The sequence below is a fragment of the Streptomyces sp. NRRL S-31 genome, assembly GCF_000718775.1.
GTDB lineage: Bacteria > Actinomycetota > Actinomycetes > Streptomycetales > Streptomycetaceae > Streptomyces.
Genome location: NZ_JOCB01000009.1, coordinates 18,176 through 42,921 on the forward strand (window position 1 = coordinate 18,176; position 24,746 = coordinate 42,921).

The 24,746-nt window shown below is 71.2% G+C and carries 18 protein-coding genes and 3 pseudogenes; 9 read left to right on the forward strand and 12 right to left on the reverse strand.

Annotated elements, in window-relative coordinates; translation table 11 throughout:
• Window positions 1-149 precede the first annotated feature (149 nt).
• Window positions 150-668, forward strand: coding sequence for a DUF2231 domain-containing protein (locus IF37_RS0105655; RefSeq protein WP_030737090.1), 519 nt, complete (start codon window positions 150-152; stop codon window positions 666-668).
• A 385-nt stretch (window positions 669-1,053) separates the two neighbouring features.
• Here IF37_RS0105655 and IF37_RS41610 read toward each other — a convergent pair.
• Window positions 1,054-1,323 (reverse strand): annotated as a pseudogene (locus IF37_RS41610) (alpha-galactosidase); the annotation flags it as partial.
• Between the two features lie 584 nt (window positions 1,324-1,907).
• Here IF37_RS41610 and IF37_RS0105665 point away from each other — a divergent pair.
• The 5 genes and pseudogenes from IF37_RS0105665 (at window position 1,908) to IF37_RS44820 (ending at window position 7,345) form a co-directional block, all read left to right on the forward strand.
• Window positions 1,908-2,873 carry a glycoside hydrolase family 6 protein gene (locus IF37_RS0105665; protein WP_030737096.1) on the forward strand — a complete coding sequence of 322 codons (966 nt, stop codon included), beginning with the start codon at window positions 1,908-1,910 and terminating at the stop codon, window positions 2,871-2,873.
• A 214-nt stretch (window positions 2,874-3,087) separates the two neighbouring features.
• Entirely contained in the window at window positions 3,088-4,515 is a 1,428-nt protein-coding gene (locus IF37_RS0105670) for an endo-1,4-beta-xylanase (RefSeq protein ID WP_030737099.1), read from the forward strand.
• 440 nt (window positions 4,516-4,955) lie between these two features.
• Complete coding sequence (locus IF37_RS0105675; RefSeq protein ID WP_253915652.1) at window positions 4,956-6,308, forward strand: DEAD/DEAH box helicase; 1,353 nt, start codon at window positions 4,956-4,958, stop codon at window positions 6,306-6,308.
• Between the two features lie 116 nt (window positions 6,309-6,424).
• A pseudogene (locus IF37_RS46565) lies at window positions 6,425-6,595 on the forward strand (phosphotransferase); the annotation flags it as partial.
• A 240-nt stretch (window positions 6,596-6,835) separates the two neighbouring features.
• Complete coding sequence (locus tag IF37_RS44820; protein WP_173456739.1) at window positions 6,836-7,345, forward strand: GNAT family N-acetyltransferase; 510 nt, start codon at window positions 6,836-6,838, stop codon at window positions 7,343-7,345.
• 236 nt (window positions 7,346-7,581) lie between these two features.
• Here the strand turns inward: IF37_RS44820 and IF37_RS0105685 are convergent, their stop codons facing one another.
• From IF37_RS0105685 to xylB, 8 genes are all read right to left on the reverse strand, one after another.
• Window positions 7,582-9,267 carry a ribonuclease J gene (locus IF37_RS0105685; protein WP_030737107.1) on the reverse strand — a complete coding sequence of 562 codons (1,686 nt, stop codon included), beginning with the start codon at window positions 9,265-9,267 and terminating at the stop codon, window positions 7,582-7,584.
• A 432-nt stretch (window positions 9,268-9,699) separates the two neighbouring features.
• Window positions 9,700-11,223 carry an aldehyde dehydrogenase family protein gene (locus IF37_RS0105690; protein WP_030737110.1) on the reverse strand — a complete coding sequence of 508 codons (1,524 nt, stop codon included), beginning with the start codon at window positions 11,221-11,223 and terminating at the stop codon, window positions 9,700-9,702.
• A 54-nt stretch (window positions 11,224-11,277) separates the two neighbouring features.
• Window positions 11,278-12,582, reverse strand: coding sequence for a GAF domain-containing protein (locus IF37_RS0105695; RefSeq protein ID WP_030737113.1), 1,305 nt, complete (start codon window positions 12,580-12,582; stop codon window positions 11,278-11,280).
• Between the two features lie 252 nt (window positions 12,583-12,834).
• Window positions 12,835-13,434, reverse strand: coding sequence for an N-acetylmuramoyl-L-alanine amidase (locus IF37_RS0105700; protein WP_030737116.1), 600 nt, complete (start codon window positions 13,432-13,434; stop codon window positions 12,835-12,837).
• Window positions 13,435-13,739: 305 nt separating this feature from the next.
• Window positions 13,740-14,753 (reverse strand): acetamidase/formamidase family protein, encoded by a 1,014-nt coding sequence (locus IF37_RS0105705; RefSeq protein WP_030737119.1) that lies wholly within the window; start codon window positions 14,751-14,753, stop codon window positions 13,740-13,742.
• An 88-nt stretch (window positions 14,754-14,841) separates the two neighbouring features.
• Complete coding sequence (locus IF37_RS0105710) at window positions 14,842-16,326, reverse strand: APC family permease (RefSeq protein ID WP_030737122.1); 1,485 nt, start codon at window positions 16,324-16,326, stop codon at window positions 14,842-14,844.
• 530 nt (window positions 16,327-16,856) lie between these two features.
• Complete coding sequence (locus IF37_RS0105715; RefSeq protein WP_030737125.1) at window positions 16,857-18,062, reverse strand: ROK family transcriptional regulator; 1,206 nt, start codon at window positions 18,060-18,062, stop codon at window positions 16,857-16,859.
• Window positions 18,063-18,114: 52 nt separating this feature from the next.
• On the reverse strand, window positions 18,115-19,560 hold the full coding sequence (xylB, locus tag IF37_RS0105720; RefSeq protein WP_030737127.1) for a xylulokinase: 1,446 nt from the start codon (window positions 19,558-19,560) through the stop codon (window positions 18,115-18,117).
• Between the two features lie 158 nt (window positions 19,561-19,718).
• Between xylB and xylA the strand changes: the two genes are divergently transcribed.
• Together xylA and IF37_RS0105730 are read left to right on the forward strand one after the other, a co-directional pair.
• Window positions 19,719-20,885, forward strand: a complete 1,167-nt coding sequence (xylA, locus tag IF37_RS0105725; RefSeq protein ID WP_030737130.1) for a xylose isomerase — start codon at window positions 19,719-19,721, stop codon at window positions 20,883-20,885.
• 1,019 nt (window positions 20,886-21,904) lie between these two features.
• Window positions 21,905-22,087 (forward strand): hypothetical protein, encoded by a 183-nt coding sequence (locus IF37_RS0105730; RefSeq protein WP_030737132.1) that lies wholly within the window; start codon window positions 21,905-21,907, stop codon window positions 22,085-22,087.
• Window positions 22,088-22,244: 157 nt separating this feature from the next.
• Here IF37_RS0105730 and IF37_RS0105735 read toward each other — a convergent pair whose 3' ends face one another.
• Window positions 22,245-23,096, reverse strand: coding sequence for a hypothetical protein (locus IF37_RS0105735; protein ID WP_030737136.1), 852 nt, complete (start codon window positions 23,094-23,096; stop codon window positions 22,245-22,247).
• 143 nt (window positions 23,097-23,239) lie between these two features.
• The gene (locus IF37_RS0105740) at window positions 23,240-23,536 is read right to left on the reverse strand and encodes a hypothetical protein (RefSeq protein ID WP_030737139.1); all 297 of its coding nucleotides are present in this window, start codon (window positions 23,534-23,536) and stop codon (window positions 23,240-23,242) included.
• Between the two features lie 97 nt (window positions 23,537-23,633).
• Between IF37_RS0105740 and IF37_RS0105745 the strand changes: the two genes are divergently transcribed.
• Complete coding sequence (locus tag IF37_RS0105745) at window positions 23,634-24,539, forward strand: oxygenase MpaB family protein (RefSeq protein WP_030737143.1); 906 nt, start codon at window positions 23,634-23,636, stop codon at window positions 24,537-24,539.
• Here the strand turns inward: IF37_RS0105745 and IF37_RS0105750 are convergent.
• Window positions 24,516-24,728: pseudogene (locus IF37_RS0105750) on the reverse strand (PadR family transcriptional regulator); the annotation flags it as partial. The gene IF37_RS0105745 and the pseudogene IF37_RS0105750 overlap by 24 nt on opposite strands.
• Window positions 24,729-24,746 lie beyond the last annotated feature (18 nt).

Below are 24,746 nucleotides of genomic sequence, written 5' to 3' on the forward strand. Positions count from 1 at the left end.
GTGGGCGGGAGGGGCCGGCCCGGCCGGGCCGTGCCGGTCCCTCACGTCGCGCGGCTGAGGTGGGCGCTCAGAGGAAGCTGAGAACTTCCTGTGCCAGGCTGGCGCGCCTTCGACACACCGTGCGTGACCAACCTGCTGGAGGAACTCCCATGGGCCTGATCAACGGCCTGCCCGCACACATTCTGCTCGTGCATTTCGTCGTCGTGCTCGTTCCCCTGACCGCGCTGGCACTCGCGGTCTGCTCGGTCAGGCCGAGCGCGGCGCAGCGCATGGGCGTGGTGCTGCCGCTGCTGGCTTTGATCACGCTCGTGAGCGTTCCGCTGGCCACGGGGGCCGGGGAGTGGCTTGAGGAGCACGTCGACAGCGACGCGCTGGTGCGCCGGCACGCCGCCCTCGGTGACGGCCTGCTGCCCTGGGCCGGGGGCCTGTTCGTCCTGGCGCTCTTCGTGTGGTGGGCAGCCCGCCGCACCGCCTCGTCCGGGTCCGGTACCCCGCGCGGCACACGCCGGTCCGCGGTTGCGCTGCGTGTCACGGTTGCGGTTCTGTCGCTCGTCGTTGCCGTGGGAGCTGCCGTGGACGTCTACCGCATAGGCGATTCGGGTGCGAAGGCCGCGTGGCACGACGGCTTCTCCAAGACAGCCGTGAACGGTGACGGGGACGCCGGCTGAGCCACGTTGGGCGGTGCCGGCCGGCAGTGGACGCATGCCGGTACCCACTGCCGCAGCGCATCGAGCGCCTCCTCGCGGGTGGCCGGGCGGTACCGGCCCGCCCCTGGCCCCCGCCCAGCGGTCGCCGGTTTGCGCGGTGTCGCGGTCGGTGCGGTTGAGGCAGTGCTGGATCAGGCAGTCCACGGCGGCCGGCCGCCGTGCTTGGCCCCGCTGTTGTTCCGTCTCGCGTCGTCCCTCGTCGGCGATCCACCGGTCGATGAGGGCCGACTGCCGCACGGTCTGCTCTGCGACGACGCGCCGGGCGAAGCGCAGCGCGTCCGGACGCGAGATGTCCGTTGAGGAGGCAGGGGCCGGCGCGTGAGGCCCGCAGTTCGCCCGTCGTCGTGTCCCGCTGAGGGTCAACCAGCAGTCGTCGACGACGACATACCGGTAGCCGGCGTCCCGCATGCCGGAGGACACCATCGCGTCGGCGGCCTGGCGCACCTGGGTCTCGGTGATCCCGCACCCGAAGCTGTTCCAGCTGTTCCAGCCCAGCGGCGGGGTGAGCGCCGGACTGCCCGGTGCGGCCGAGGCGGTGGACTGGGTTGAGACCGTCGCGGAGGCGACCACTGGCCGTGAGGAGGCGGAGCAGCCGTCCGCCTGATCGTCTGGGCAGCAGAGACTCCTTCGGCACGCAAGGACGTGGAGGGGAAGTTCGAAATTTCGAGGACCATTCGGAAACTCTGTGCCCGACGGATCCTAGAGGTGCGACTGAACATGTCAACACTCTGCGGAGTCGACTCCGCCGCGCGCGGCGATGCCGCGAAGACGGCTCGAGTCCTCGAATGTTTCGAGAAGCCAAGCGAATCCTGCGACAGGGGTTGACGGTGCGCGTGGGCCTCCTATCATCCAAATTGCTCGACAGGCTGCCCTGTATTCGAGACATCTCGAACGTGCGAGCCGTTCCACACTCCGCAAAGTCGAGGAGCCCCCCACGTGGAATTGTCATGTCTTCATCAATAACGCTGCTCGCCGGGCACACCCGTCCCGCGGTCGTACGACCTGGTGGACTGGAAGAAGGCCGGCCTCTCGTACCCGTGCTCGGTTCCGGTGCCAAGCGCGACCTGAACGGCGCCCGTGGCCAGCGCTCCGGTGAAAGTACTTCCAGGAGCGGCTGTCCCACCGCACTTCCCTCAGCGCGTCACATGCTCGGGACGAGAGCGTGCGACGCATCCCTCACCAGGAGAACGAGGTTCAGCCATGCGCCGCAGACTCCGTGCCCTGGCCGCAGCGCTCTTCGCCCTGCCGCTGGCGTTCGCCGCCGCACCGTCCGCCCACGCCGCCGACCCGACCACCATGACCAATGGGTTCTACGTGGACCCCGACTCCAGCGCGAAGAGGTGGGTGGCCGCCAACCCCGGTGACGGCCGGGCCGCCGCGATCAACGCCTCGATCGCCAACACGCCGATGGCCCGCTGGTTCGGCTCCTGGAGCGGCACCATCGGCACCGCCACGGGTGCCTACGTCGGGGCGGCGGACTACCAGGACAAACTGCCCGTCCTCGTCGCCTACAACATCTACAACCGCGACTACTGCGGCGGCCACTCCGCCGGCGGAGCCGCTTCGCCATCCGCTTACGCCAACTGGATCGCCCAGTTCGCCGGCGGGATCGCAGGCCGCCCGGCCGTCGTCATCCTCGAGCCGGACTCCCTGGGGGACTACGGCTGCATGACCCAGGCGCAGATCGACGAACGCGAGGCCATGCTCACCGGCGCCCTCGCCGAGTTCAACCGCCAGGCCCCCAACACCTGGGTCTACTTGGACGCCGGCAACCCGCGCTGGGCCGACGCGGCGACCATGGCCCGGCGCCTCCACGAGGCCGGCCTCCGTCAGGCCCACGGCTTCTCGCTCAACGTCTCCAACTACTTCACCACCGCCGAGAACACCGCCTACGGCAACGCCGTCAACAGCGAACTCAGCGCCCGCTACGGCTACACCAAGCCGTTCGTCGTGGATACCAGCCGCAACGGCAACGGCTCCAATGGACAGTGGTGCAACCCCTCGGGCCGCCGCATCGGCACGCCCACCCGGACGGGCGGAGGTGCCGAGATGCTGTTGTGGATCAAGACCCCGGGCGAGTCGGACGGCAACTGCGGCGTGGGAGCCGGCTCCACGGCCGGACAGTTCCTTCCCGAGGTCGCCTACAAAATGGTCTACGGCTACTGAGCCAGGACTCCCGCCGCCCGCCAGGCAGCCCGCGGCACCGCGCGGCCGCCGTCGTCGGTGAACCTCTGTGAACCTCTCCCACTCCAGCCGGGTGATCGCCTGCTGCCCGGGTTCCGGCCCGCACCGTCCGTCGGCCGAATGGGAGCGGACGACTCGTTTCCCCGCGCTCCAATCCTTCCGTGATTTCCGTGATGTCTACCCTGGAGGCACAGTCATGGGCTTGTATGCCCTTCCCGGACCCGTGGTCCGGAAGATCCGCGGCCTGCTGCTGGCGCTGGTCGTCGGCGTCCTCGGTGCGGCCGCCGCACTGGTCGCCCCGCCGGCCGCACACGCCGCCGAGAGCACGCTCGGCGCCGCGGCGGCGCAGAGCGGCCGCTACTTCGGCACCGCCATCGCCTCGGGCAGGCTGGGCGACTCGGCGTACACGACGATCGCGGGCCGTGAGTTCAACATGGTGACGGCCGAGAACGAGATGAAGATCGACGCCACCGAACCGCAGCGGGGCCAGTTCACCTTCTCCGCCGCCGACCGCGTCTACAACTGGGCGGTCCAGAACGGCAAGCAGGTGCGCGGTCACACCCTGGCCTGGCACTCCCAGCAGCCCGGCTGGATGCAGAGCCTCAGCGGCAGCGCACTGCGCCAGGCGATGATCGACCACATCAACGGCGTGATGGGCCACTACAAGGGCAAGATCGCCCAGTGGGACGTCGTGAACGAGGCATTCGCCGACGGCAGCTCGGGAGCCCGGCGGGACTCCAACCTGCAACGCACCGGCAACGACTGGATCGAGGTCGCCTTCCGGACCGCACGCGCCGCCGACCCGGCGGCCAAGCTCTGCTACAACGACTACAACGTCGAGGACTGGACCTGGGCCAAGACCCAGGCGATGTACGCCATGGTCCGGGACTTCAAGCAGCGCGGTGTGCCGATCGACTGCGTCGGCTTCCAGTCGCACTTCAACAGCGGCAGCCCCTACAACAGCAACTTCCGCACCACCCTTCAGAACTTCGCCGCCCTCGGCGTCGACGTGGCCATCACCGAACTCGACATCCAGGGCGCCTCGGCCACGACCTACGCCAACGTGGTCAACGACTGCCTGGCCGTCTCGCGCTGCCTGGGCATCACCGTCTGGGGGGTGCGCGACACCGACTCCTGGCGATCGGGGGACACGCCGCTGCTGTTCAACGGCGACGGCAGCAAGAAGCCTGCCTACACCTCGGTCCTCAACGCACTCAACGGCGGTACCTCCACGCCCCCTTCGGGTGGCGGGCAGATCAAGGGCGTCGGTTCGGGCCGTTGCCTGGACGTGTCGGGCGCCGGTACCGCCGACGGCACCCAGCTCCAGCTGTGGGACTGCCACAGCGGCACCAACCAGCAGTGGACGTACACCGCCGCCGGTGAACTCCAGGTCTACGGCAACAAGTGCCTCGACGCCGCCGGCACCGGCAACGGCGCCGCGGTCCAGATTTACAGCTGCTGGGGCGGCGACAACCAGAAATGGCGCATCAACTCCGACGGTTCCATCGTCGGCGTCCAGTCCGGCCTCTGCCTCGACGCCGTCGGAGGCGGCACCGACAACGGCACCCTGATCCAGCTCTACTCCTGCTCGAACGGCAGCAACCAGCGCTGGACCCGCACCTGACAAGACCTGCCACGAAGTGAAGGGGCGCTTCACTGACGGCCTGCGATACGGCCTGCCTCGCCCCCTCAGGAAGACATCGCTGGTAGTCCCGGGTCGCCGCTGTGATGGCGGCGACCCTCGCGATCGGCACGCTCGCCGCGGCGCAGCTCCTGCCGGATACCCGGTGCGACGGGCCGCGTCCAACACAGGAAGGTCCGGCTGTCGTTCCTCGGCCGAGCGGTGGGCACGGGAGGCCCGGACGGCGTGTCCCGTGCTAACGTTGCGCTTTTGCCATGTCGCTGTGTCGGTGCTCCGCTGGATGTCTCTGCTCGGCGGCCACGTCCCTGCCGCGCCTTCCTCGGTACGGTCCCTTCGGAGGAAGGCTCTCTGTGAGCGAATCAACACGTGCCGATGCCCGGCCGCAGGACGCTGTGTCCGAGGCGTCGGGCGCCCCTTCGGCAATGCCCACGGCGGCGTCCTTCGCCCAGCTGGGGTTGCCGGCCGAGGTTCTGCGGGCGCTCGACGAGCAGGGGGTGACTGTGCCCTTTCCCATCCAGGCGGCGGCGCTGCCGAACACGCTCGCGGGACGGGACGTCCTGGGCCGGGGCCGCACAGGATCCGGCAAGACGCTCGCCTTCGGCCTGGGGATGCTCGCCCGGACGGCCGGACAGCGCGCGCAGCCGAAAGAGCCGCTGGCGCTCGTACTGGTGCCCACCAGGGAGCTGGCACAGCAGATCGGTGAGGCGCTCACCCCGTACGTCGAGGCGCTGCGGCTGCGGCTCGCGACCGTGGTGGGCGGCGTATCCATCGGACGGCAGGCCGCCGTGCTGCGGGATGGCGCCGAAATCGTCGTCGCCACGCCCGGTCGGCTGCACGACCTCGTCGAGCGCAAGGACTGCCGACTGGGACGGGTGCGCATCGCGGTCCTGGACGAGGCCGACCAGATGTGTGACATGGGGTTCCTGCCGCAGGTCACCGGGATCCTGGACCAGGTGCGCCCCGACGGGCAGAGGATGCTGTTCTCCGCCACCCTCGACGGCGACGTCGACCAGCTGGTGCAGCGCTACCTGCGCGACCCGGTCGTCCACTCGGTGGACCCTTCGTCCAGCGCCGTCTCCGCGATCGAGCACCACGTCTTCGTCGTGCACGGCCCGGACCGGTACGTCGTGACCACGGAGATCGCCGCTCGGGACGGCCGCGTCCTGCTGTTCCTGGACACCAAGCACGGTGTCGACCAGCTCACGCGGCATCTGCGGGCCAGCGGCGTGGCCGCCGCCGCCCTGCACAGCGGGAAGTCCCAGCCGCAGCGCACCCGGACCCTGGCCCAGTTCAAGAACGGGCAGATCACCGCACTGGTGGCGACGAACGTCGCCGCACGCGGCCTGCACGTCGACGACCTCGATCTCGTGGTCAACGTCGACCCGGCCACCGATCCGAAGGACTATCTGCACCGCGCGGGCCGCACGGCCCGGGCCGGCCGCTCCGGCACCGTCGTGACACTCGTCCTGTCGGGACAGCGCCGCGAGACGAGCCAGGTCATGGCGGACGCCGACGTCGCTCCCAAGGTCACCAAAGTGCGGTCCGGCGAGGCGGAGCTGAGCCGGATCACCGGCGCCAAGGCCCCCTCCGGAAATCCTCTCGACGGCGGGCCGGCCGTACCGCGCCCCAAGAACCACAACGTCCCGTTCGGCGGCCTGGGCAGCACCAAGGACGCGAAGAGCGGTTCCGGTGGCAGGTCGTCGTCCCGCAAGAGCAATGAGGCCCGCAAGCTCGCGGAGGCCCGCAAGGCGGCCCGGGTGCGACGCGGCGGCTGAGACCGGCTTCCCGGACGGCCGGGCGGTGTCTTCGCCCACGCTGCCGGGCCGTCGCGGTCAAAGTGGCCCGCTCCGAACCGGCGGCCGACCCGCACCTCCGTGAACGGTTCCGCCCCATGAAGGCAGAGCAACTGAGGTCTCCCGGGGCAGCGCCGGCCGAGGCGCTCCACACCGTCCACGCCTGCGGGCTCGTACACCGGGATCTGAAGCCGGGCAACATCATCACGGCCGACGACGGCCCACGCGTCCTCGATTTCGGCATCGCGCGCCGGACGGACTCGGACCCGAACAGCACACTCGCTCTCGCCACCCCCGACCGGCCGCGCGTCGCACCGCCGATCCCGAATCGGGCCTCCCGCCGATCCCGGCCGCGTCGACGAACCTCTCCGGCACACCCCGACCGGACCCTCGTAGTGACGTGGCGGATTGGGGCCTGGGCGAGCGATTCCCGGGAGCCGTGCGGGAGCGCCTGCCCGAGCGGCCGACCCGTCGTACGAAGGCATTCCCCGGTGCGAAATACTCTCCCGATGAGTTCACGCCCTTTTCCGAGCAGTCAGCCGATCACCATACGGAGGGCCGTCGAGCGGGATGCCAGACGGCTCACGCGGCTCGTGCGTGGCTCAGGTGCCTACGAGGGTAAGTACGCAGCCGCAGTCGCGGGCTACCGGGTCGGTCCTGATTACATCGAGGCCCACCGCGTCTTTGTGGCCGTCGACGCCGACGAGCATGGAGGCCGGGTCCTCGGGTTCTACTCGCTCGTCCTCGCTCCACCGGAGCTCGACCTGTTGTTCGTCGCCGACGAAGCGCAGGGACGGGGTATCGGACGGCTGCTCGTGGCACACATGCAGTCCGAGGCCCGTGCCGCCGGGCTCGACCGTCTCAAGGTCGTGTCGCATCTTCCCGCCGAGGGCTTCTACCACCGCGTTGGTGCGGTGCGGACCGGGACCGCGTTCGCGAACCCGCCCGCCGTGCCGTGGGACCGTCCCGAATTCGAGTTTCGCATTCCTTCCTCGGCTCCGGCACTCCCGGAGGGTTGAGCTCGTCCACCAGCCTCTTCCGCTCAGGTGGCCGAAAACCCGCAACATGCGCATCGCGACCGAGGAAACCTCGGCCCGGTGGTCACAGTCACCACGTTCTCCTCGGAGAACGAGGCCGTCGAGATGTGGAGTGCGTTGCCACCCCGGCCCGCATGGGGTGGCTGCTTACTCCCGTGCCCGGCGTCGATGCCGGCCAGGCCCCGGCCGGAACCGGGACCGTGCTGCCGGGCTGTGGTTCAGGCGTCGATGATGACGGGGATGATGAGGGGCTTGCGGCGGTGGGTGCGGAACGCCCAGTTCGCGACGGCGCGGGCGACGAGTTGTTCGAGTTGGCGCGCGTCCCCGACACCTTCCTCGGCCGCGGTGGCCAGGGTCTTCTCGATGACGGGGATGACCGGCTCGAAGGTGGTGTCGTCATGGACGAAGCCCCGGGCCAGGAAGTCGGGGGCCTCGGTGAGGGCGCCGGTGTCCGCGTCGACGATCGCCACCACCGTGACCACGCCTTCGGCGGCGAGGGTGAGGCGGTCCTTGAGGGACGCCTCGGTGGCGCCGCCGACTTCCATGCCGTCCACGTAGACGTTGCCGGCGGGGACCTTGCCGGTGATGGACGCGCGCCCGTCGACCAGGTCGACGACGACGCCGTCCTCGGCGATGACGACCTGGTCGGGGTCGACACCGGTACGGATGGCGAGGTCGCCGTTGGCCCGCAGGTGGCGCCATTCGCCGTGCACGGGCATGACGTTGCGGGGCTTGACGATGTTGTAGCAGTAGACGAGTTCGCCCGCGCTGGCGTGCCCGGAGACGTGCACCTTGGCGTTGCCCTTGTGGACCACGTGGGCGCCCCATCGGGTGAGTCCGTTGATCACCCGGTAGATGGCGTTCTCGTTGCCGGGGATGAGGGAGCTGGCGAGCAGGACGGTGTCGCCCTTGCCGATACGGATCATGTGGTCGCGGTTGGCCATCCGTGACAACGCGGCCATGGGTTCGCCCTGGGAGCCGGTGCACACCAGAGTGATCTTGTGGTCCGGGAGCTTCTCCAGCTCCTTCGTGCTCACGACCAGACCGGAGGGGACCTTCAGATAGCCCAGGTCCCGGGCGATGCCCATGTTGCGGACCATCGACCGGCCGACGAAGGCGACCTTGCGGCCGTGCTGGTGGGCGGCGTCCAGGACCTGCTGGATGCGGTGCACGTGGCTGGCGAAGCTGGAGACGATGACCCGGCGCGGCGCGGTGCGCATCACCTGCTCGATCGCCGGGTTCAGCTCACGCTCGGACGTGGTGAAGCCGGGTACTTCGGCGTTGGTGGAGTCGGTGAGGAACAGGTCCACGCCCTCCTCGCCGAGGCGGGCGAAGGCGCGCAGATCGGTGATGCGGTCGTCGAGAGGGAACTGGTCCATCTTGAAGTCGCCGGTGTGCAGCACCATCCCGGCCCGGGTGCGGATCGCGACCGCGAGACTGTCGGGGATGGAGTGGTTGACCGCCACGAACTCGCAGTCGAAGGGCCCGAAGCTCCGCCGGTCGCCCTCGCGTACCCGCACCGTGCGCGGCCGGATGCCGTGTTCCTTGAGCTTGGCCTCCAGGAAGGCCAGCGTCAGCTTGGAACCGACGACGGGAATGTCGGACCGCTCGCGCAGCAGGTACGGCACGCCGCCGATGTGGTCCTCGTGGCCGTGGGTGAGGACCACGGCCACGATGTCGTCCAGGCGGTTCCGGATCGAGGTGAAGTCCGGCAGGATCACGTCCACGCCGGGCTGGGTCTCCTCGGGGAACAGCACGCCGCAGTCGACGATGAGCAGCTTGCCCGCGTGCTCGAAGACGGTCATGTTGCGGCCGACCTCACCCAGGCCGCCCAGGGCGATGACCCGCAGCCCTCCTTCGGGAAGGGGCGGGGCGGCTTTCAGCTCGGGGTGTGGATGACTCATACCCTGACGGTACCCGGAGAGCGGGTCGGAGTGATCCATTGCCTGTGCGATCTCCCTTTCCCGACGGAGCGGGATACCCGCGGCGGGTACCTCGGCGCGATCGGATCACGCCGGCGGCCGGCACCGGCAGGGTGAAAGCCGTACCACCTCCCCTGGCCGAACCGTTCGCCCGGTGCCGGAGAGGATCTCGTGCACCCTGTCGTGTTTTCCGGCGTGCGCCACCTCCCGGTGGGCCTCGGCACTGGACCACTCGAAGTGGTCGAGACGCGGGTGCCGTCGGCGCTCAGAAGCAAGTGGGCCGAGAGCGCCCCGAGGCAGCTTCCCACGCCACCCGGACGTCGTGCGGGTGGCGTGGGACTGCGGCGCAACCGCAGCGATACGCGAAGCCCCCGCCCGTGATCACACACCAGGTCAGGCGCCCTTCGCAGCTGTCTAGAAGAAGCCCAGCTTCTTCGGCGAGTACGACACCAGCAGGTTCTTCGTCTGCTGATAGTGATCCAGCATCATCCTGTGCGTCTCGCGCCCGATACCGGACTGCTTGTAGCCGCCGAACGCGGCGTGCGCGGGGTAGGCGTGGTAGCAGTTGGTCCACACCCGGCCCGCCTGGATCGCGCGGCCGGCGCGGTACGCGGTGTTCATGTCCCGGGTCCACACGCCGGCGCCCAGACCGTACAGCGTGTCGTTGGCGATCTTGATCGCGTCGTCGAAGTCGTCGAAGGAGGCCACCGAGACGACCGGACCGAAGATCTCCTCCTGGAAGATCCGCATGCGGTTGTCGCCCTCGAAGATGGTCGGCTGGACGTAGTAACCGCCCTTCAGCTCGCCCGCGTACTCGACGCGCTCGCCGCCCGTGAGGACCTTCGCGCCTTCCTGGCGGCCGATGTCCAGGTAGGAGAGGATCTTCTCCAGCTGGTCGTTGGAGGCCTGCGCGCCGATCATGGTGTCGGTGTCCAGCGGGTGGCCCGGCTTGATGAGCCGGGTGCGTTCGACCGCCGCCTCCAGGAACTCCGCGTAATGGCCGCGCTGGATCAGTGCCCGGGACGGGCACGTGCAGACCTCGCCCTGGTTGAGCGCGAACATGGTGAAGCCTTCGAGCGCCTTGTCGCGGAAGTCGTCGTCGTGCGCCCACACGTCGTCGAAGAAGATGTTCGGCGACTTCCCGCCCAGCTCCAGGGTGACCGGCTTGATGTTCTCCGAGGCGTACTGCATGATCAGCCGCCCGGTCGTGGTCTCCCCGGTGAACGCGACCTTCGCCACCCGTGGGCTCGACGCGAGCGGCTTGCCCGCCTCCACACCGAAGCCGTTGACGATGTTCAGCACGCCCGGCGGCAGCAGGTCCGCGATCAGGCTCAGCCAGTAGTGGATGGAGGCCGGGGTCTGCTCGGCCGGCTTGAGCACGACAGCGTTCCCCGCGGCCAGCGCAGGCGCGAGCTTCCAGGCCGCCATGAGGATCGGGAAGTTCCACGGGATGATCTGCGCGACTACACCGAGCGGCTCGTGGAAGTGGTACGCCACCGTGTCGTCGTCGATCTCGCCCAGCGAACCCTCCTGCGCCCGGATCGCCCCCGCGAAGTACCGGAAGTGGTCGATCGCCAGTGGGATGTCCGCCGCCAGCGTCTCCCGCACCGGCTTGCCGTTCTCCCAGCTCTCGGCCACCGCCAGCGGCTCCAGATGCGCCTCCATCCGTTCGGCGATCTTCAGCAGGATTCCGGAGCGCTCCGTCACCGATGTGCGGGCCCACCCGGGCGCCGCCTCGTGCGCGGCGTCCAGCGCCCGCTCTACGTCCTCCGAGGTACCGCGCGCGACCTCGGTGAACGGCTGCCCGTTGACCGGCGACGGGTTCTCGAAGTACCGCCCACGCGCCGGCGGCACATAGGCGCCACCGATGAAGTGGTCGTATCGCGCCTGGTAGGAGACGATCGAGCCCTCGGCGCCCGGCGCCGCGTAACGAGTCATCTGGTCTGCCTCCCGTGCAGCGCTGCCCGCCGTTGGACAGCTCTTCGAACGAGACTAGGCAAGCGGACGTTGCGAGTACGTTGCGCCGTGAACCCGTGCCGCTGCCCGGTGGGCCGGTGCCGCCAGTTCCGTCTCCAGCGCGGCGAGCCTGGCGCGTACGGGTGCCGTGGGGCGTACCGCGGAGAGCGCCCGCCACACCTCCAGATCGTCCTCGCCCCACGGCGCGTGCGCCCAGTCCGCCAGCAGGTCCGGGTCGCCGTGCGTGATCAGCGCGGTGCGCAGCCCGCCGGCGAGCCGCTCCCTCAGCCGGACGATCGCCGGGGCCTGAGAGCCGGGCAGCAGGGGCCCGGTGTACCCTTCCGTCGCCGCGGTGAGCGCACCCGTCTCCAGCCGTCGCTCGACGACGGTGGCGTCCGACTCCACCACGGTCGTCAGCCGGTACGGCCGTGAGGCCAGCAACCCCGGCCCCAACAGCCTGCGCAGTCGAGCGAGTTCCGCGCGTAGCGTCACCGGAGTGACCGACTCTTCCGCGTAGAGCGCGCAGAGCAGTTCGTCACCGCTCAGCCCCTCGGGATGCCGGGACAGCAGCACCAGGATCTCGCTGTGCCGACGGCTCAGTCTGATCCGCCGACCGTCCAGGGAGAGTTCGGCCTCGTCCCGGCCGAGAGCGTTCAGCGAGGGCACCTCTTCGGGGCGGGGCGGGGGAAGCAGGGCGAGCTGTGCCTCGGCAGCACGTGCCACCGCCCGCACGAATCCCAGGCTGTGCGGATGCGCGAGCCCGTCCCCGCCGGTGATGTCCACCGCTCCCAGGATGCGCCCGGTGCGTGGATCGTGCACGGGGGCGGCGGCACAGGTCCACGGCTGCACCTGCCGTATGAAATGCTCGGCGGCGAACACCTGCACGGGCCGGTCCACGGCGACGGCGGTGCCCGGTGCGTTGGTGCCGACCGCACTCTCCGACCAGCGTGCCCCGGGCACGAAGTTCATCCGGTCGGCGCGACGCCGGGTCGCCGCGTGTCCCTCCACCCACAGCAGCCTGCCGTGCGCGTCGCACACTGCCAGCAGATGCTCGCCGTCGGCCGCGAACGTGCCCAGGAGCTCCCGGAACAACGGCATCACCCGGGCCAGTGGATGCTCCGCGCGGTAGGCACCGAGGTCACCGTCGGTGAGTTCCACGCTGGCGGTGCCGTCCGGCCCCACCCCCGCCCGCGCACTGCGCCGCCACGAGTCCGCCACCACCGACCGCACCGGGCGTGGCACCGTGCCCGCCACGGTGAACGTCTCGTGCGCCCGGCGCAGCACCCGGACGTGCTCGGCGGGGTCCGCCCCTGGTTTGAGGGCAACCCATGGATCGGTCAACTCGGCCTCCCCGGACGGTGAATCGGCGGTGGTGCGATGCGGTGCCGTGCGGTGCGAAGACAGTGGTGCGGTGCGGAAGCGGTGGTGCGGGGCGATAGGGCGGCGGTGGTCGGAGGAAGTACCGAAGGCGGTGATGCGGGTGGGGCGGAGCGGGTGGTGATGCGGTCGGCCCGGCAGTGCCGTGTCGGCTGGGGTCATCGTCGTCCCGGGGACGCGCGCGGGCAACCGCTGTGGTGCCGCTCCGCCCGGCGGTCAGTAGAAGTTGACCAATCTGAGGTAGCGCACCCAGTCCCAGCCCGGCCCCGGGTCGGTGTGGTCGGTGCCCGGCACCTGGGAATGGCCGATGATGTGCTCCCTGTCCCGGGGAATGCCGTACTTGGCGCAGACTGCCGCCGTCAGCCTCGCCGACTGCTCGTAGAGGGCGTTGGTGAAGTATTCGGGCCGGTCCACCCAGCCCTCGTGCTCGATGCCGATACTGCGTGTGTTGTAGCTCCAGTTGCCCGCGTGCCAGGCGATGTCGGTTTCGTGCACGCACTGGGCGACGTGCCCGTCCGCCGAGCGGACCAGATAGTGCGCGGAGACCTTCTTCTGCGGATTGCTGAAGATCGCCAGCGTGTCGCTGTACGTCTCCTGCGTGACGTGGATGATCACCCGGTCGACGGTGTAGTCGCCGGGACGGTCGGCCGCCGTGTAGTTCGAGGTGCTCGCCGGCTGCCACTCGGCGGGCGGGTAGTCGACGGCCAGGGGCTGCGCGCCGGCACGGGCGTCCGGAAGCAGCGCGAACGGGACGACGGCGAGTGCCGCGCCCTTCAGCAGCCGTCGCCGGCTGAACGGGTGCTCGACTCGCTCCATGTCGATGTCCATGGCGGAATGCCTTTCAGGGGGCAGGGATTTCGGGGAGTTCGGAATGCTTGGTGATGCTGGGGAATGCCTGGGAACGGCCCGTTCGCTTCGGGGGTGGTGACGTGAGCGCTGCGGTCGGTGAGTGCGGGACGCGGGAAGGTGCTCCGAAAGCCCCGGGGACGGAGGAGAAGCGGGCGGCAGCTCGGAGTACGCGAATGGCTCTTCGGTGCCCGGCGGTCCGGGTTCGGGGCTCTGGGGGCGCAAAGATTCCGAGCTGAGGGGATGAGGGGCTGAAGGGCTGAAGGACAGCGGCGTCAGTGGCGCAGGGCCCGGGAGGTCTCGCTCAGCCGTGCGTGCACGCCGTGGTACGTCTCGCGCGCGGGCAGCCATTCCTTGCGGAGTTTGGCCACGCACGTGTAGTTGGTGTCGCACACGTTCGCCAGTGGCGCTTCGACCGTCTGGGTCGCGAACTGGTACGCGTCCAGCTCGCTGAATCCGTAGTCGCGCACCAGCCACCGCACCATGTCGAGCTGCGATATCCGGAACGCGTCCTCCAGCGGGCGGGCCGAGCCGGTCGAGATGATGTGGGTGTCCGACTCCAGCCGGGGCCACGGCGTGACGACACCCTTGAGGAGGTCCACGACCACCACCGTGTTCATGGCGCATTCCACGGCCACACCGCAGGTCTCGCCCTCGCCTTGCCGCGCGTGCCCGTCACCGAGGCTCAGCAGGGCACCCTCCACATTGACGCCCAGGTAGCAGGTGACGCCGGCGCGCATCTCGGGGGTGTCCATGTTCCCGCCGTGTGCGTCGGGCACCAGGGCCGAGCGGACCTCCAGGTTGGCGGGTGCCACGCCGACCGTCCCGTGCATCGGGTCCATCGGCAATTCCGCCCGGATGTCGCTGTCCCGTGCCTGGAAGAGGGCGGTCCGCCGCGCCCGGTCGAGCTGCCAGATCCAGACCCGCTCCGGCAGCGGTGGTTGCAGTGTGGCGGTGGTGTGCGTGGAGGTGAGCGCGCCGAAGAGCGGGACCGCGGTGGATGCCGCCCAGTCGCGGGCCGGTTCGATCGACACGAAGTGCACGGCCACGGTGTCACCGGGCTCCGCGCCCTCGATGTGGAAGGGTCCGGTCTGCGGATTGAGGAAAGGGAACTCGCAGACCTCGGACACGAGGTCCTTCTCGGAGCGGACCCGGCCGGCGAAACAGTCCTCCGTGTACAGGTCGAGAACCGTGCCGGGTGCGATGCGCGCCAGGGGCGCCGCCCCGCCGAACGTCCAGGCGTACTGATCCGGTTCCGGACGCACCGTGAGGATACGGGGGTCGGTCATGGTCGTGTGGCTCCCTTCTGAGGGCGATCGTCACGTCAGGGGGATCGGGCAGGCGAGGCACTTCGGGCCTCTGGCGTGACGGGGCTGGTCAGGGGACCACGGACCCGTCCCGCGAGCCGGTGCCGGGGTCGTAGGCGTCGAGGTGCACCCGTGCGGTCTCGGCTATCCGGTCGGGGTGTCGGCGCATCAGTACGAGCAGCACCACCACACCCACCGCCAGCCAGGCGCCGACGACCGGTCCGGCGTAGGACACCGGAGGCGTCAACCCCGTCACGAAGTCGAAAACCGGCAGGCCGGCAGCGGTCAGCAGGGCCGGGATGAACGCGGCGCTGCCGAGCACCGGGAACAGCAGGTGCCGTACCGGCTTCAGGGACGCGCGACCGGACCGCAGGAAGTACCCGGCGCAGGAGAGGTTCACGATGATGTACACACCGACGGCGACCGTGACGATCACCGTGGCGAGCAGCAGGTAAGCGGTCACCGGGTCGTAGGCGAGGCCGAGGCCCAGCACCGCGCCGATCGCCACGGCGGTCTGCGCGGCGATGCCCGCCACGGGGGAGCGGTGCCGCGGGTGGAGCGTGGCGAGCACGCCGGGCAGGACCCGGACGCGGGCCAGGGCGAAGGCGGTGCGGGTGGAGACGTTCGCGCAGGCATTGGCGTTCGCGATCGCGGAGTTCACCACCGCGAGGAACACCAGTACCCAGAAGAGGCCGAACGAGGCCCGAGCGACGCCTTCCCAGGACGCCTCACCCGAAGCGCCGAACCTCGCGAAGCGGTCGGGGCCGAAGTAGACGGTGATCGCATACGTCGTGAGCACGTAGAACAGGCCGATGCCCAGGGCGGCTCCGAGGACCGCGCGGTGCATCGTCCGCCGGGGGTCTCGGGTCTCCTCGGCGAGCGGCGCCGCCGCCTCGAACCCGGCGAACGCCAGCACCGTGTACACGGACCCGGCGAACACCCCCGCCGTCCCCGCGTACCCGTCGGCGGTGTGGGAGGTGCCGAACACCGACAGGGTGTTCGCACGGCCGGCTCCGCCGATGAGCAGGACCGCGAACACCAGCAGAACGAGAACCTCGAAGATGCCGAGGACGGTGCCGAAGCGGGCCGAGGCGCGGACGCCCCGGTAACCGGCGACCGCGATCACCACGGCTCCCGCCAGCGCCCACGGCCACCACAGGCCCGCCGGATACGCGGACCACTCCGCGTGCAGCGTGCCCGCCACGGTGAAGCCCAGTTGGAGCAGGAGCAGCGGTGGCACCAGCATCTCCACGAAGACGTAGGCCCAGCCGACGAGGAAGCCGACGGCCGGGTGCAGACCGCGCGCCGTGTAGGTCGCCACCGAGCCCGCCGCGGGCAGTTCCCGGGCCAGCTCGGCCACGCAGCAGGCGGTGAACAGGCAGGCGACCAGGGCGATCAGCACCGACAGCGGCAGGCTGCCGCCCGCGAAGGCGGCACCGGACGGGATCGACGCGGCCACCGCGGCGGCCGGCGCCATCGCCGTGATGCTCTGGAACAGGACCTCGCGCAATCCGATCGCGTCACGCCGCAGCGCCCCGGCCGTCTCTCCGTGCATGTGTCCCTCCCCGGTGCTGTCGGTCCCTCGCCGTCCGCGCCTCGGCATGCCGCCCGTTCCGCGGTGCCGACCGGAGGTGACGGTCCGTCGGCTTCGGCTCGCGTGAATCACGGTACGGCGCTGGCTGGTTGGGCAGAAGGGTGCGCCACGGTTCCGTGGACAACCCGTGGCCTGTGGACAACTCGGCCACTCGATCGGGGGATGTCGGGCTGCCCGGAAGGCGGAATCCACCGCTCATCACGGGGGCGCGGTCATGGCTGAACGTTTCACCGGCCATCGCGCCGAGGTACCGCGATCGGTGTGCGGCCCTGCGCCGTAGGCACTCTGGTGCGCCGGTGTGCCATCGGGAGCCGGCATGCCCTCAGTCCTTCACCGGCCCCGGTCGCTCACCCGGCCGTGCGGGCTCGCAGCCAGTGCGGTCGGCCACGGCAGGTGGCACGTCGGCGGTCGGCCAAGGCAGGCGGCACGTCGGTGGTGGGCGCAGCAATTCGCCGGCCGGTCCCGTGTCCGTCCCCGAGGGACGCGTGGTGTCAGACCCGGTCCGACACCACCGCCGGATCGTCCAGCACCGCGCGGACGACCGAGTGCGCGGCACCCAGCAACGGGCCTTGGGGACCGAGCGAGGACACCGTCACCGGGCAGGCCGGGCCCGTCGTACGGCCCGTCAGTTCCGCCTCCAGCGTCGGCAGCAACCAGGGCGAGAGACCGGCCAGCGCCCCGCCCAGGACCACTGTCTCGGGGTCGAGCAGGTTCACCGCACCGGTCAGGGCGATGCCCAGCGCCGTACCGGCGTCCCGCAGAGCGGCCCGGACCCCCTCGTCGCCCGTCTGGGCGCGCTCCGCGAGCAGGCCCACCAGGTCCTCCCGCGGCTCCAGCCCGGCCGCGCGGAGGACGGCCTCCTCGCCCGCGTACTGCTCCAGGCAGCCACGGCTGCCGCAGGGACAGGGAGGGCCGTCGGGCCACACCGGCACATGGCCCAGTTCACCGGCGAAACCCCGGTTGCCGCGCAGCAGCCGGCCGTCCACGACGACCGCGGCGCCGATGCCGATCTCGGCCGACACGTGGAGGAAGTCCCCGGGTGTGCCCGCACCGAGCCACAGCTCGGCCAGAGCGCCGAAGTTGGCCTCGTTGTCGACGGTCAGCGGCCAGTCGGGCAGCAGAGCGCCGAGGTCGGTGTCGTGCCAGTCGAGGTTCGGGGCCCGGACGACCGTTCGTCCGTCCCTGGCCACCAGTCCGGGCACGGCGACCGCGAGCCCGGCGGGCCACAGCTCTGCCCGCTCCGCCTCCGCGACGACCTGGCGGATCAGCCGCGTCAGCTCCGCGATGACGGGCCGGGCCGCCCGGCCCCGGTTGGCACCGTGCCGTACGGCCCGCGCACGGACCTCGCCGCGCAGGTCGACCGCGCACACCGCGAGGTGGTCGACGCCGATCTCCGCGCCGATCCCGGCCGGGCCCCGGCCGCTCACCGCGAGCGCCGATCCGGGCCGGCCCACCCGGCCGGGCCGCTCGGGTCCCAGTTCCTCCAGCAGTCTCCACCGGATCAGCTCGTCCACCAGCGTGGACACCGCTGCCCTGGTCAGTCCGATCCGCGAGGCGACCGCCGCCCGTGACAGCGAACCCTCCGCGCTGACGGCGTGCATCACCCGGGCGAGATTGCGCCGGCGCATGCCCTGCTGGGTGTCCGGCAGGGAACGCCCGGTGCCCGATGAGCGCGCCTCGTGCGGCGGTGCGGTCATGGCTGCGTCAATCCTCGGTGTCTGCCGCCCGGCTCGGGGGCGGGCGGCCTGGTCACTGGCTCACGGCCTCCCGCTCCAGCAGCGGGGCCGCGTCGGAGAGTACCCCGGTGATCCGGTCCAGCGTCGACCCGTCCCGTTCCACGGCCTCCAGCACCGGGCCCGCGGCCGTGTTCCAGCGACGGGCCACCGCTGCGGGATCCTCGCCGGTCAGCAGCCCGGCGGCCTGTGCCGCCGCGCCCAGGGCGACAAGCTCCCCGGCCTCCGGGACCTGGACGGGCCGCCCGGAGAGCCGGCGCACGGTCTCCTGCCAGGCCGTTCCCCGGGCCCCGCCGCCGATCAGGAGCAGCGGGGTGCTGCGGTCCGCGTCCGCGTCGAGGACCAGGTCGAGGGCGCCCAGCAGCGCGTGCACGGCGCCGTCGTACGCGGCCTGGAGCAGCTGGCCCGCGGTGGTGTCGTGGCGCAGCCCGTGCAGAATTCCGGAAGCGTGCGGCAGGTTCGGGGTGCGCTCGCCGTCCAGATACGGCAGCAGGGTCACCGAGCCGCCCGATTCCACCGCCTCGCGGTCCAGCCCCAGCAGGGCCGCGACCCGGTCCACCGCCAGGGTGCAGTTCAGGGTGCAGGCCAGCGGCAGCCAGTCCCCGCGCGCGTCGGCGAAGCCCGCCACCGTGCCGGTGGGGTCGGCGGGACGGCGCTCGGAGACGGCGTAGACCGTGCCGGAGGTGCCGAGGCTCAGCACCGGAGTGCCGGGCCGCAGGCCGAGGCCCAGTGCCGCCGCCGCGTTGTCGCCGGTTCCGGCAGCCACCAGAGTGCCCCGGGAGAAGGGGAGGCCGTGGCCGTCGCGCACGGTGCCGACCACCTCGCCGGGGCGTGCCACCCGGGGCAGCAGCGCCGGGTCGAGGCCGAGGTGCGCGAGGGTCTCCTCGTCGTACACCTCGGTGGCGGACGCCCACCAGCCGGTGCCGGAGGCGTCGCCGCGGTCGGTCGTGCCCTGCCCGGTCAGGCGCTCGGTGAGGTAGTCGTGGGGGAGGCGGACCGCCCTGGTCGCGCGGACCGCCTCCGGCTCGTGCTCGGCGAGCCACGCCCACTTGGCGGCCGTGAAGGACGCGCCGGGGACGCTGCCGGTGCGTTCCGCCCAGGCCTTCGGCCCGCCCAGTTCCTCCACGAGACGGCCGGCCTGCGGCGCGGAGCGGACGTCGTTCCACAGCAGTGCCGGGCGTACCGGCTCGCCGTGCTCGTCCAGCGTGACCAGGCCGTGCTGCTGGCCGCCGATCGACACGGCCGCCGCCTCGTGCGCCGCCTCACCGCACTGGTCCAGCGCCGTGCACAGCGCCTCCCACCACTGGCGCGGGTCGCTTTCCCGGCCCGCTCCGGTGGTGACGGTGTGCGGCGCCTGGCCGCTGGCCACTACTTGGCCGGTCGCCGCGTCGACGACCAGTGCCTTCGTGGACTGGGTGGACGTGTCCACCCCGACGACGAGCGGACCCTCGGCTGCTGACATCGGGCTCTCCCTCTTCCGCGGCTCCGCGGGATGTCCGGTGGGTTGTTCGAAGACACACCGTGTGGTGGAAGACATCTTGTCTCTTCCCAGCGGTGCTTCGGCATACTAATTTGTAAACCGCCATGACGAAATAGTCGTACGCAGCAAGGAGCCGCGGCATGAACTACCAGCCCACCCCCGAGGACAGGTTCACCTTCGGCCTGTGGACCGTCGGCTGGCAGGGGAGGGACCCGTTCGGCGACGCCACCCGCCGCGCCCTCGACCCGGTCGAGACGGTGCGGCGCCTGGCGGAACTCGGCGCCCACGGAGTGACCTTCCACGACGACGACCTGATCCCCTTCGGCTCCTCGGATGCCGAGCGGGAGTCGCACATCAAGCGGTTCCGCCAGGCCCTGGACGCCACCGGCATGACCGTCCCGATGGCCACCACGAACCTCTTCACCCACCCCGTCTTCAAGGACGGCGCGTTCACCGCCAACGACCGCGACGTGCGCCGTTACGCCCTGCGCAAGACGATCCGCAACATCGACCTGGCGGCCGAACTGGGCGCGAAGACGTACGTCGCCTGGGGCGGTCGCGAGGGCTCCGAGTCCGGAGCCGCCAAGGACGTGCGCGCCGCCCTGGACCGCATGAAGGAGGCGTTCGACCTCCTCGGCGAGTACGTCACCTCCCAGGGCTACGACCTCCGCTTCGCGATCGAGCCCAAGCCGAACGAGCCCCGCGGCGACATCCTGCTGCCCACCGTCGGCCACGCGCTGGCCTTCATCGAGCGCCTGGAGCGGCCCGAGCTGTACGGCGTCAACCCGGAGGTCGGCCACGAGCAGATGGCCGGCCTGAACTTCCCGCACGGCATCGCGCAGGCGCTGTGGGCGGGCAAGCTCTTCCACATCGACCTCAACGGCCAGTCCGGCATCAAGTACGACCAGGACCTGAGGTTCGGCGCCGGTGACCTGCGGGCCGCCTTCTGGCTCGTCGACCTCCTGGAGAGCGCCGGTTACGAAGGGCCGCGCCACTTCGACTTCAAGCCGCCGCGGACCGAGGACCTCGACGGCGTGTGGGAGTCGGCCGCGGGCTGCATGCGCAACTACCTCATCCTGAAGGAGCGTGCCGCCGCCTTCCGCGCCGACCCGGAGGTGCGTGAGGCGCTGCGCGCCTCACGGCTGGACCAGCTGGCCCAGCCGACGGCGGCCGACGGCCTCCAGGACTTGCTCGCCGACCGTACGGCGTTCGAGGAGTTCGACGTGGAGGCGGCCGCCGCGCGCGGCATGGCCTTCGAGCGGCTCGACCAGCTGGCGATGGACCACCTGCTGGGGGCGCGCAGCTGACCGCCACGCGCGCGTAGCGGCGATCGCCTCCTCCTGGAGGAGCGGTCGTGGGATGTCACGGGCCGCCCGCGTCCTCGCGGGCGGCCCGTTCCCGCGCCCTCCCATGCCCTCCCGCGCCCTCCCTCGGCAGACCGGGGGCGCAGCGGCTCGGGCGCCGCGAACGCCGGGCCGCCGGTCGCCGGCGGGGCGGCGGGGGAACGTGGGAGCACGTCGGCGACTGCGTCGAGGAAGTGTCGCGCAGCAGCCGTCCGGGGCGGCCAGCAGCAGCGGCCCGTCCGTCGCGAGCGGCACGGCGTGCGCCTTCGGTGGCATCGAGGCGGCCACTTCCCGCAGCGGCTCCGCGTCACCCGTGGACAATGGCCTTACCCGCCAGGTGTCGTGATCGCCGGGGGGACAGCCCAGGCAGGAGCAGGCCGCGCGCCAGGAAGCCCGACGCCAGTTCGTACGCGGTACGCCAGAAGGCGGCGGCCCGGTGTTCCTCCGGCAGCCCGCGCGCGTGCGAGCAGCGGAGGGGCGCTGCCGACCGGCAGCAGGAGGACGGGCGTCGATGCGCTCGACACCGCCGTCCGCAGAGGGTAGCGCCGGCTCCAGATCCGCCAGGGAGCCCTTCGCGAGCAAGGGCGGAGCCTCGCCGTCCGGTTGCCGGAACCCGATCCGGCCTGCCCGTGCAGGATCGGGACGGCAGGGACACGACGCAGCAGTGGGCCAGTTCGCGTGGGTCGGAGGGTGGTGCTGTGGGGATGGTCTGCACAGCTTCGCCTTCGCCTCACTCCTCAAGTTTGACTACCCGGCGGAGTCGCCGAAGGTACAGCAGGGTGAGGCGATACCCGGCATGCTGATTCCGGCGGGATGCCGCGCCGAGGGTCGTTGCCGCCTGGGTGCCAGGCGAGCCGTCCGCACCGGGCAGGCCCTAAGGGGTACGCCTCAGGGATGTCTCGGGGGCAGGGCACGGAACCGCCGGGAGTGGGGAGCCGTTCTCAGATCAGAGAGCGGCAGCGGCCGCGAAGGAGGCGACGCCCATGTCCAAGAACGCGAAGATCGCCGCAGGAGGCGCGGCGGTCGGGCTGATCCTGCTGATATGGCTGCCCTGGTGGGTGGCGTTCCTGATCGTGGTGGGAGTGCCGGTGGCCGCGTATCTAGCCCTGGACCCCTCCCAGCGGCGCAGACTGCGCCGGGTCACGCGCAAGGAGTTGGGCCGCTGAGGCGACGGCGCGCGGCAGGCGGTCCGCGGAAGCCGGCCGCGGGCCGAGGGGGACCGGGCCGCTCCGGCCGGCCGGAGCGGCCGGAGGCCGTACCGGCGCACGAGGTGCGGCTCCCCGGGAGGGCGCAGGCCAGCAGACGCCGTCCCGGCACCCCGTCTCACAGCGGCCGTACGGCCATCTTGTCGAGCGCCTCCAGCAGCCCCGGCAGTTCGGGGCCCCGGCCCACCGGCAGGATCTCGCCGGGCTCTTCGTCCAGCAGCACGAACGCGATGTCGTCGGTGCGGGCCACGATCGACCAGCCGGGGCCGTCGGCACGCAGCGTACGGGCCTGTCCGGGGGCGAACGACGAGCGCACCCGGCCGAGCGGCGGCGGAACGGCGACATAGGCACGCGCCTCCGCGAGCACCCGGCGGACACCGGCGTGACCGCCGCCGGTGGCGGGCTCCGCGCCGGCCTCGCCGACGTTCGCGGACTCCGCTGCCTCCGCCCGCTCGCCGGGCGCGGGGAATTCGGCGTCGTTGATCTGTCCCCGCCAGGCGGCCCACTGGAGCGCGATCTCGTCGGCCCCGAGACGGCGCTGGGCCGGTCCCCAGGAAGCGGTGTCCGGCGGCGTCAGCGCCGGCCGTCCCGCCGTCTCGGCAGGCGGGTCGTGCGGCGCGGGCACGCCGGGGGCGGCGACGGCGACGGCCAGAGGCCACCCGGGCAGGGCGGTCACGACCGCGCGTTCGTCCGGCGACAGGTCGTACTCCATGCCGCAGTCCCAGGACGCGATCGCCACGGCGACCAGTGAGACGTCGTCGATGACGACCGTCCAGCGGGCGCCGTCCCCGTCCTGGCCCAGCACCAGGCCGTACCCGTCGGGGAGTGGCGGGAGATCCAGCGCCGCGCACGCCTCCGGGTAGTCGTCGCCCAGCACGCTCGGGAACTGCGCCGGCGTCAGCAGTACCGCCGTCAGCACATACAGCGCATCGTCCGTGGCGGCGACGGCCGCATCATTCGTCCCGGCCATCCCTGCCTCCCAGTGGTTCGTCCATCGGCGCGCACCCTAGTGCGAGCGGAAGCCGCTTGTCACGAGTCCGTGCTTCACGCGCGGTTGCCGGTATCCGCCTGGACAGGGGCGAAACGGCCGCCCGTGGAGAAGGAGGTTTCCGTTCAGGACGTGGAGAGTCCGAGAAGGTCGCGGGTCACCGCGTCAGGCGACTCGTCACGCTCCCGGGCCAGCGCGACGACCGCCCGGCAGGCCAGCTCGCTCACCCCGAAGGACAGCGCCTCCGGAGACACCCAGGCCGCCGCCTCCTCGATCCGGTCCTGGTCGTCCTCCGCGCGGGCCGCCACGTAGACCGCGGCCGCTTCGAACAGGTTGTGCGCGCGCTTCACCCGGGCTCCCGTCGGCGGCGCGGGCGCGGAGGTGCGGAGCCTGCCGGCGTACCTGCGGATCTTGTCGAACACGCGGACCATCCCTTCCTGGACGGGGTTGGTGTCGATCGCCCATCTGCTGCTTGACAACGTAGAGTTGGAGCCCCGGTGGCAGAAGGGGGACGACACGGTGAAGCGGTTCGACAACCTCGCGCGGATCCGTCGGCTTGACCCGGTGGCGGACGCACCGGAGATCTACCGGATCAGTGCGTCCCTGGAGTTCCCCTGGGACTACACGCGCGCCTTGGAACTGGCCCTGTACCGCACCTACGCGGTGCCGAGCATCGGGAGGCTGCTCGCGCGGACGGCGGAGCTGACCGAGCACACGCAGAAGCGGTACGACGACACGGTGCTGCTCCTCGACGCCATCGTGGAACATGGCTTCGCCGAGGAGCGGGGGCGCACGGCGATCCGACGCATCAACCGGATGCACCGCAGCTACGACATCAGCGACGACGACATGCGGTACGTGCTCAGTACCTTCGTGGTGGTGCCCACGCGCTGGATCGACGCCTACGGCTGGCGGCGGCTGTCCCGGCACGAGATCGTGGCCGCCACCGAGTACTACCGCACCCTCGGCCGACACATGGGCATCCCGGAGATCCCCCGCACCTATGAGGAGTTCGAGGCCCTCCTCGACGCCTACGAAGAGGCGCACTTCGGCTGGGACGAGGGTGCCCGGCGTGTCTCCGACGCCACGCTCGATCTGATGGCGTCCTGGTATCCCCGGCCCATGGCTCCCTTGCTGCGCTCGGCGACACTCGCCCTCCTGGACGAGCCCCTGTTGCGCGCGTTCCGCTACCCGAAGCCCAAAGCGGCCACCAAGGCGCTGGTGCGCCGCGCCGTACGAGCGCGCGGCCGGCTGGTCCGGCTCCTGCCGCCCCGTCGCAGCCCGCACTTCGCGCGCCAGAACCGGGAGGTCAAGGGCTACCCGGGCGGTTACCGCGTGGCCGACCTGGGGACCCATCCGGTTCCGGGGCTGCGCGGCTGCCCGGTGCGGCACCTGGACGTCTCAGCGGCCGACCCCGTCGAGTGACGCCAGGGTCTCCCGCAGCCAGGACAGTTCCGCCCGGCTCATGGCGCGCGCGATGCCGAGGGCACCCCGCCGGAACGGGTCGTCCAGTTCCTCGGCGCTCAGCGGTCGGTCGCCGTCGTAGAAGAAGCTAGTCGGCTCCTCCAGGAAGGCCAGCCGGCGCCGCAGCACGGCCGCCTGCGCGGCGGGGTCGGCCAAGTCCCACGCGCA

What these genes read in the sequence shown, in the direction of transcription:
- IF37_RS0105655 (WP_030737090.1), top strand. Translation starts at nt 150, where the DNA reads ATGGGCCTGATCAACGGCCTGCCCGCACACATTCTGCTCGTGCATTTC.
- IF37_RS0105665 (WP_030737096.1), top strand. Translation starts at nt 1,908, where the DNA reads ATGCGCCGCAGACTCCGTGCCCTGGCCGCAGCGCTCTTCGCCCTGCCG.
- IF37_RS0105670 (WP_030737099.1), top strand. Translation starts at nt 3,088, where the DNA reads ATGGGCTTGTATGCCCTTCCCGGACCCGTGGTCCGGAAGATCCGCGGC.
- IF37_RS0105675 (WP_253915652.1), top strand. Translation starts at nt 4,956, where the DNA reads ATGCCCACGGCGGCGTCCTTCGCCCAGCTGGGGTTGCCGGCCGAGGTT.
- IF37_RS44820 (WP_173456739.1), top strand. Translation starts at nt 6,836, where the DNA reads ATGAGTTCACGCCCTTTTCCGAGCAGTCAGCCGATCACCATACGGAGG.
- IF37_RS0105685 (WP_030737107.1), bottom strand. Translation starts at nt 9,267, where the DNA reads ATGAGTCATCCACACCCCGAGCTGAAAGCCGCCCCGCCCCTTCCCGAA.
- IF37_RS0105690 (WP_030737110.1), bottom strand. Translation starts at nt 11,223, where the DNA reads ATGACTCGTTACGCGGCGCCGGGCGCCGAGGGCTCGATCGTCTCCTAC.
- IF37_RS0105700 (WP_030737116.1), bottom strand. Translation starts at nt 13,434, where the DNA reads ATGGAGCGAGTCGAGCACCCGTTCAGCCGGCGACGGCTGCTGAAGGGC.
- IF37_RS0105705 (WP_030737119.1), bottom strand. Translation starts at nt 14,753, where the DNA reads ATGACCGACCCCCGTATCCTCACGGTGCGTCCGGAACCGGATCAGTAC.
- IF37_RS0105710 (WP_030737122.1), bottom strand. Translation starts at nt 16,326, where the DNA reads ATGCACGGAGAGACGGCCGGGGCGCTGCGGCGTGACGCGATCGGATTG.
- IF37_RS0105715 (WP_030737125.1), bottom strand. Translation starts at nt 18,062, where the DNA reads ATGACCGCACCGCCGCACGAGGCGCGCTCATCGGGCACCGGGCGTTCC.
- xylB (WP_030737127.1), bottom strand. Translation starts at nt 19,560, where the DNA reads ATGTCAGCAGCCGAGGGTCCGCTCGTCGTCGGGGTGGACACGTCCACC.
- xylA (WP_030737130.1), top strand. Translation starts at nt 19,719, where the DNA reads ATGAACTACCAGCCCACCCCCGAGGACAGGTTCACCTTCGGCCTGTGG.
- IF37_RS0105730 (WP_030737132.1), top strand. Translation starts at nt 21,905, where the DNA reads ATGTCCAAGAACGCGAAGATCGCCGCAGGAGGCGCGGCGGTCGGGCTG.
- IF37_RS0105735 (WP_030737136.1), bottom strand. Translation starts at nt 23,096, where the DNA reads ATGGCCGGGACGAATGATGCGGCCGTCGCCGCCACGGACGATGCGCTG.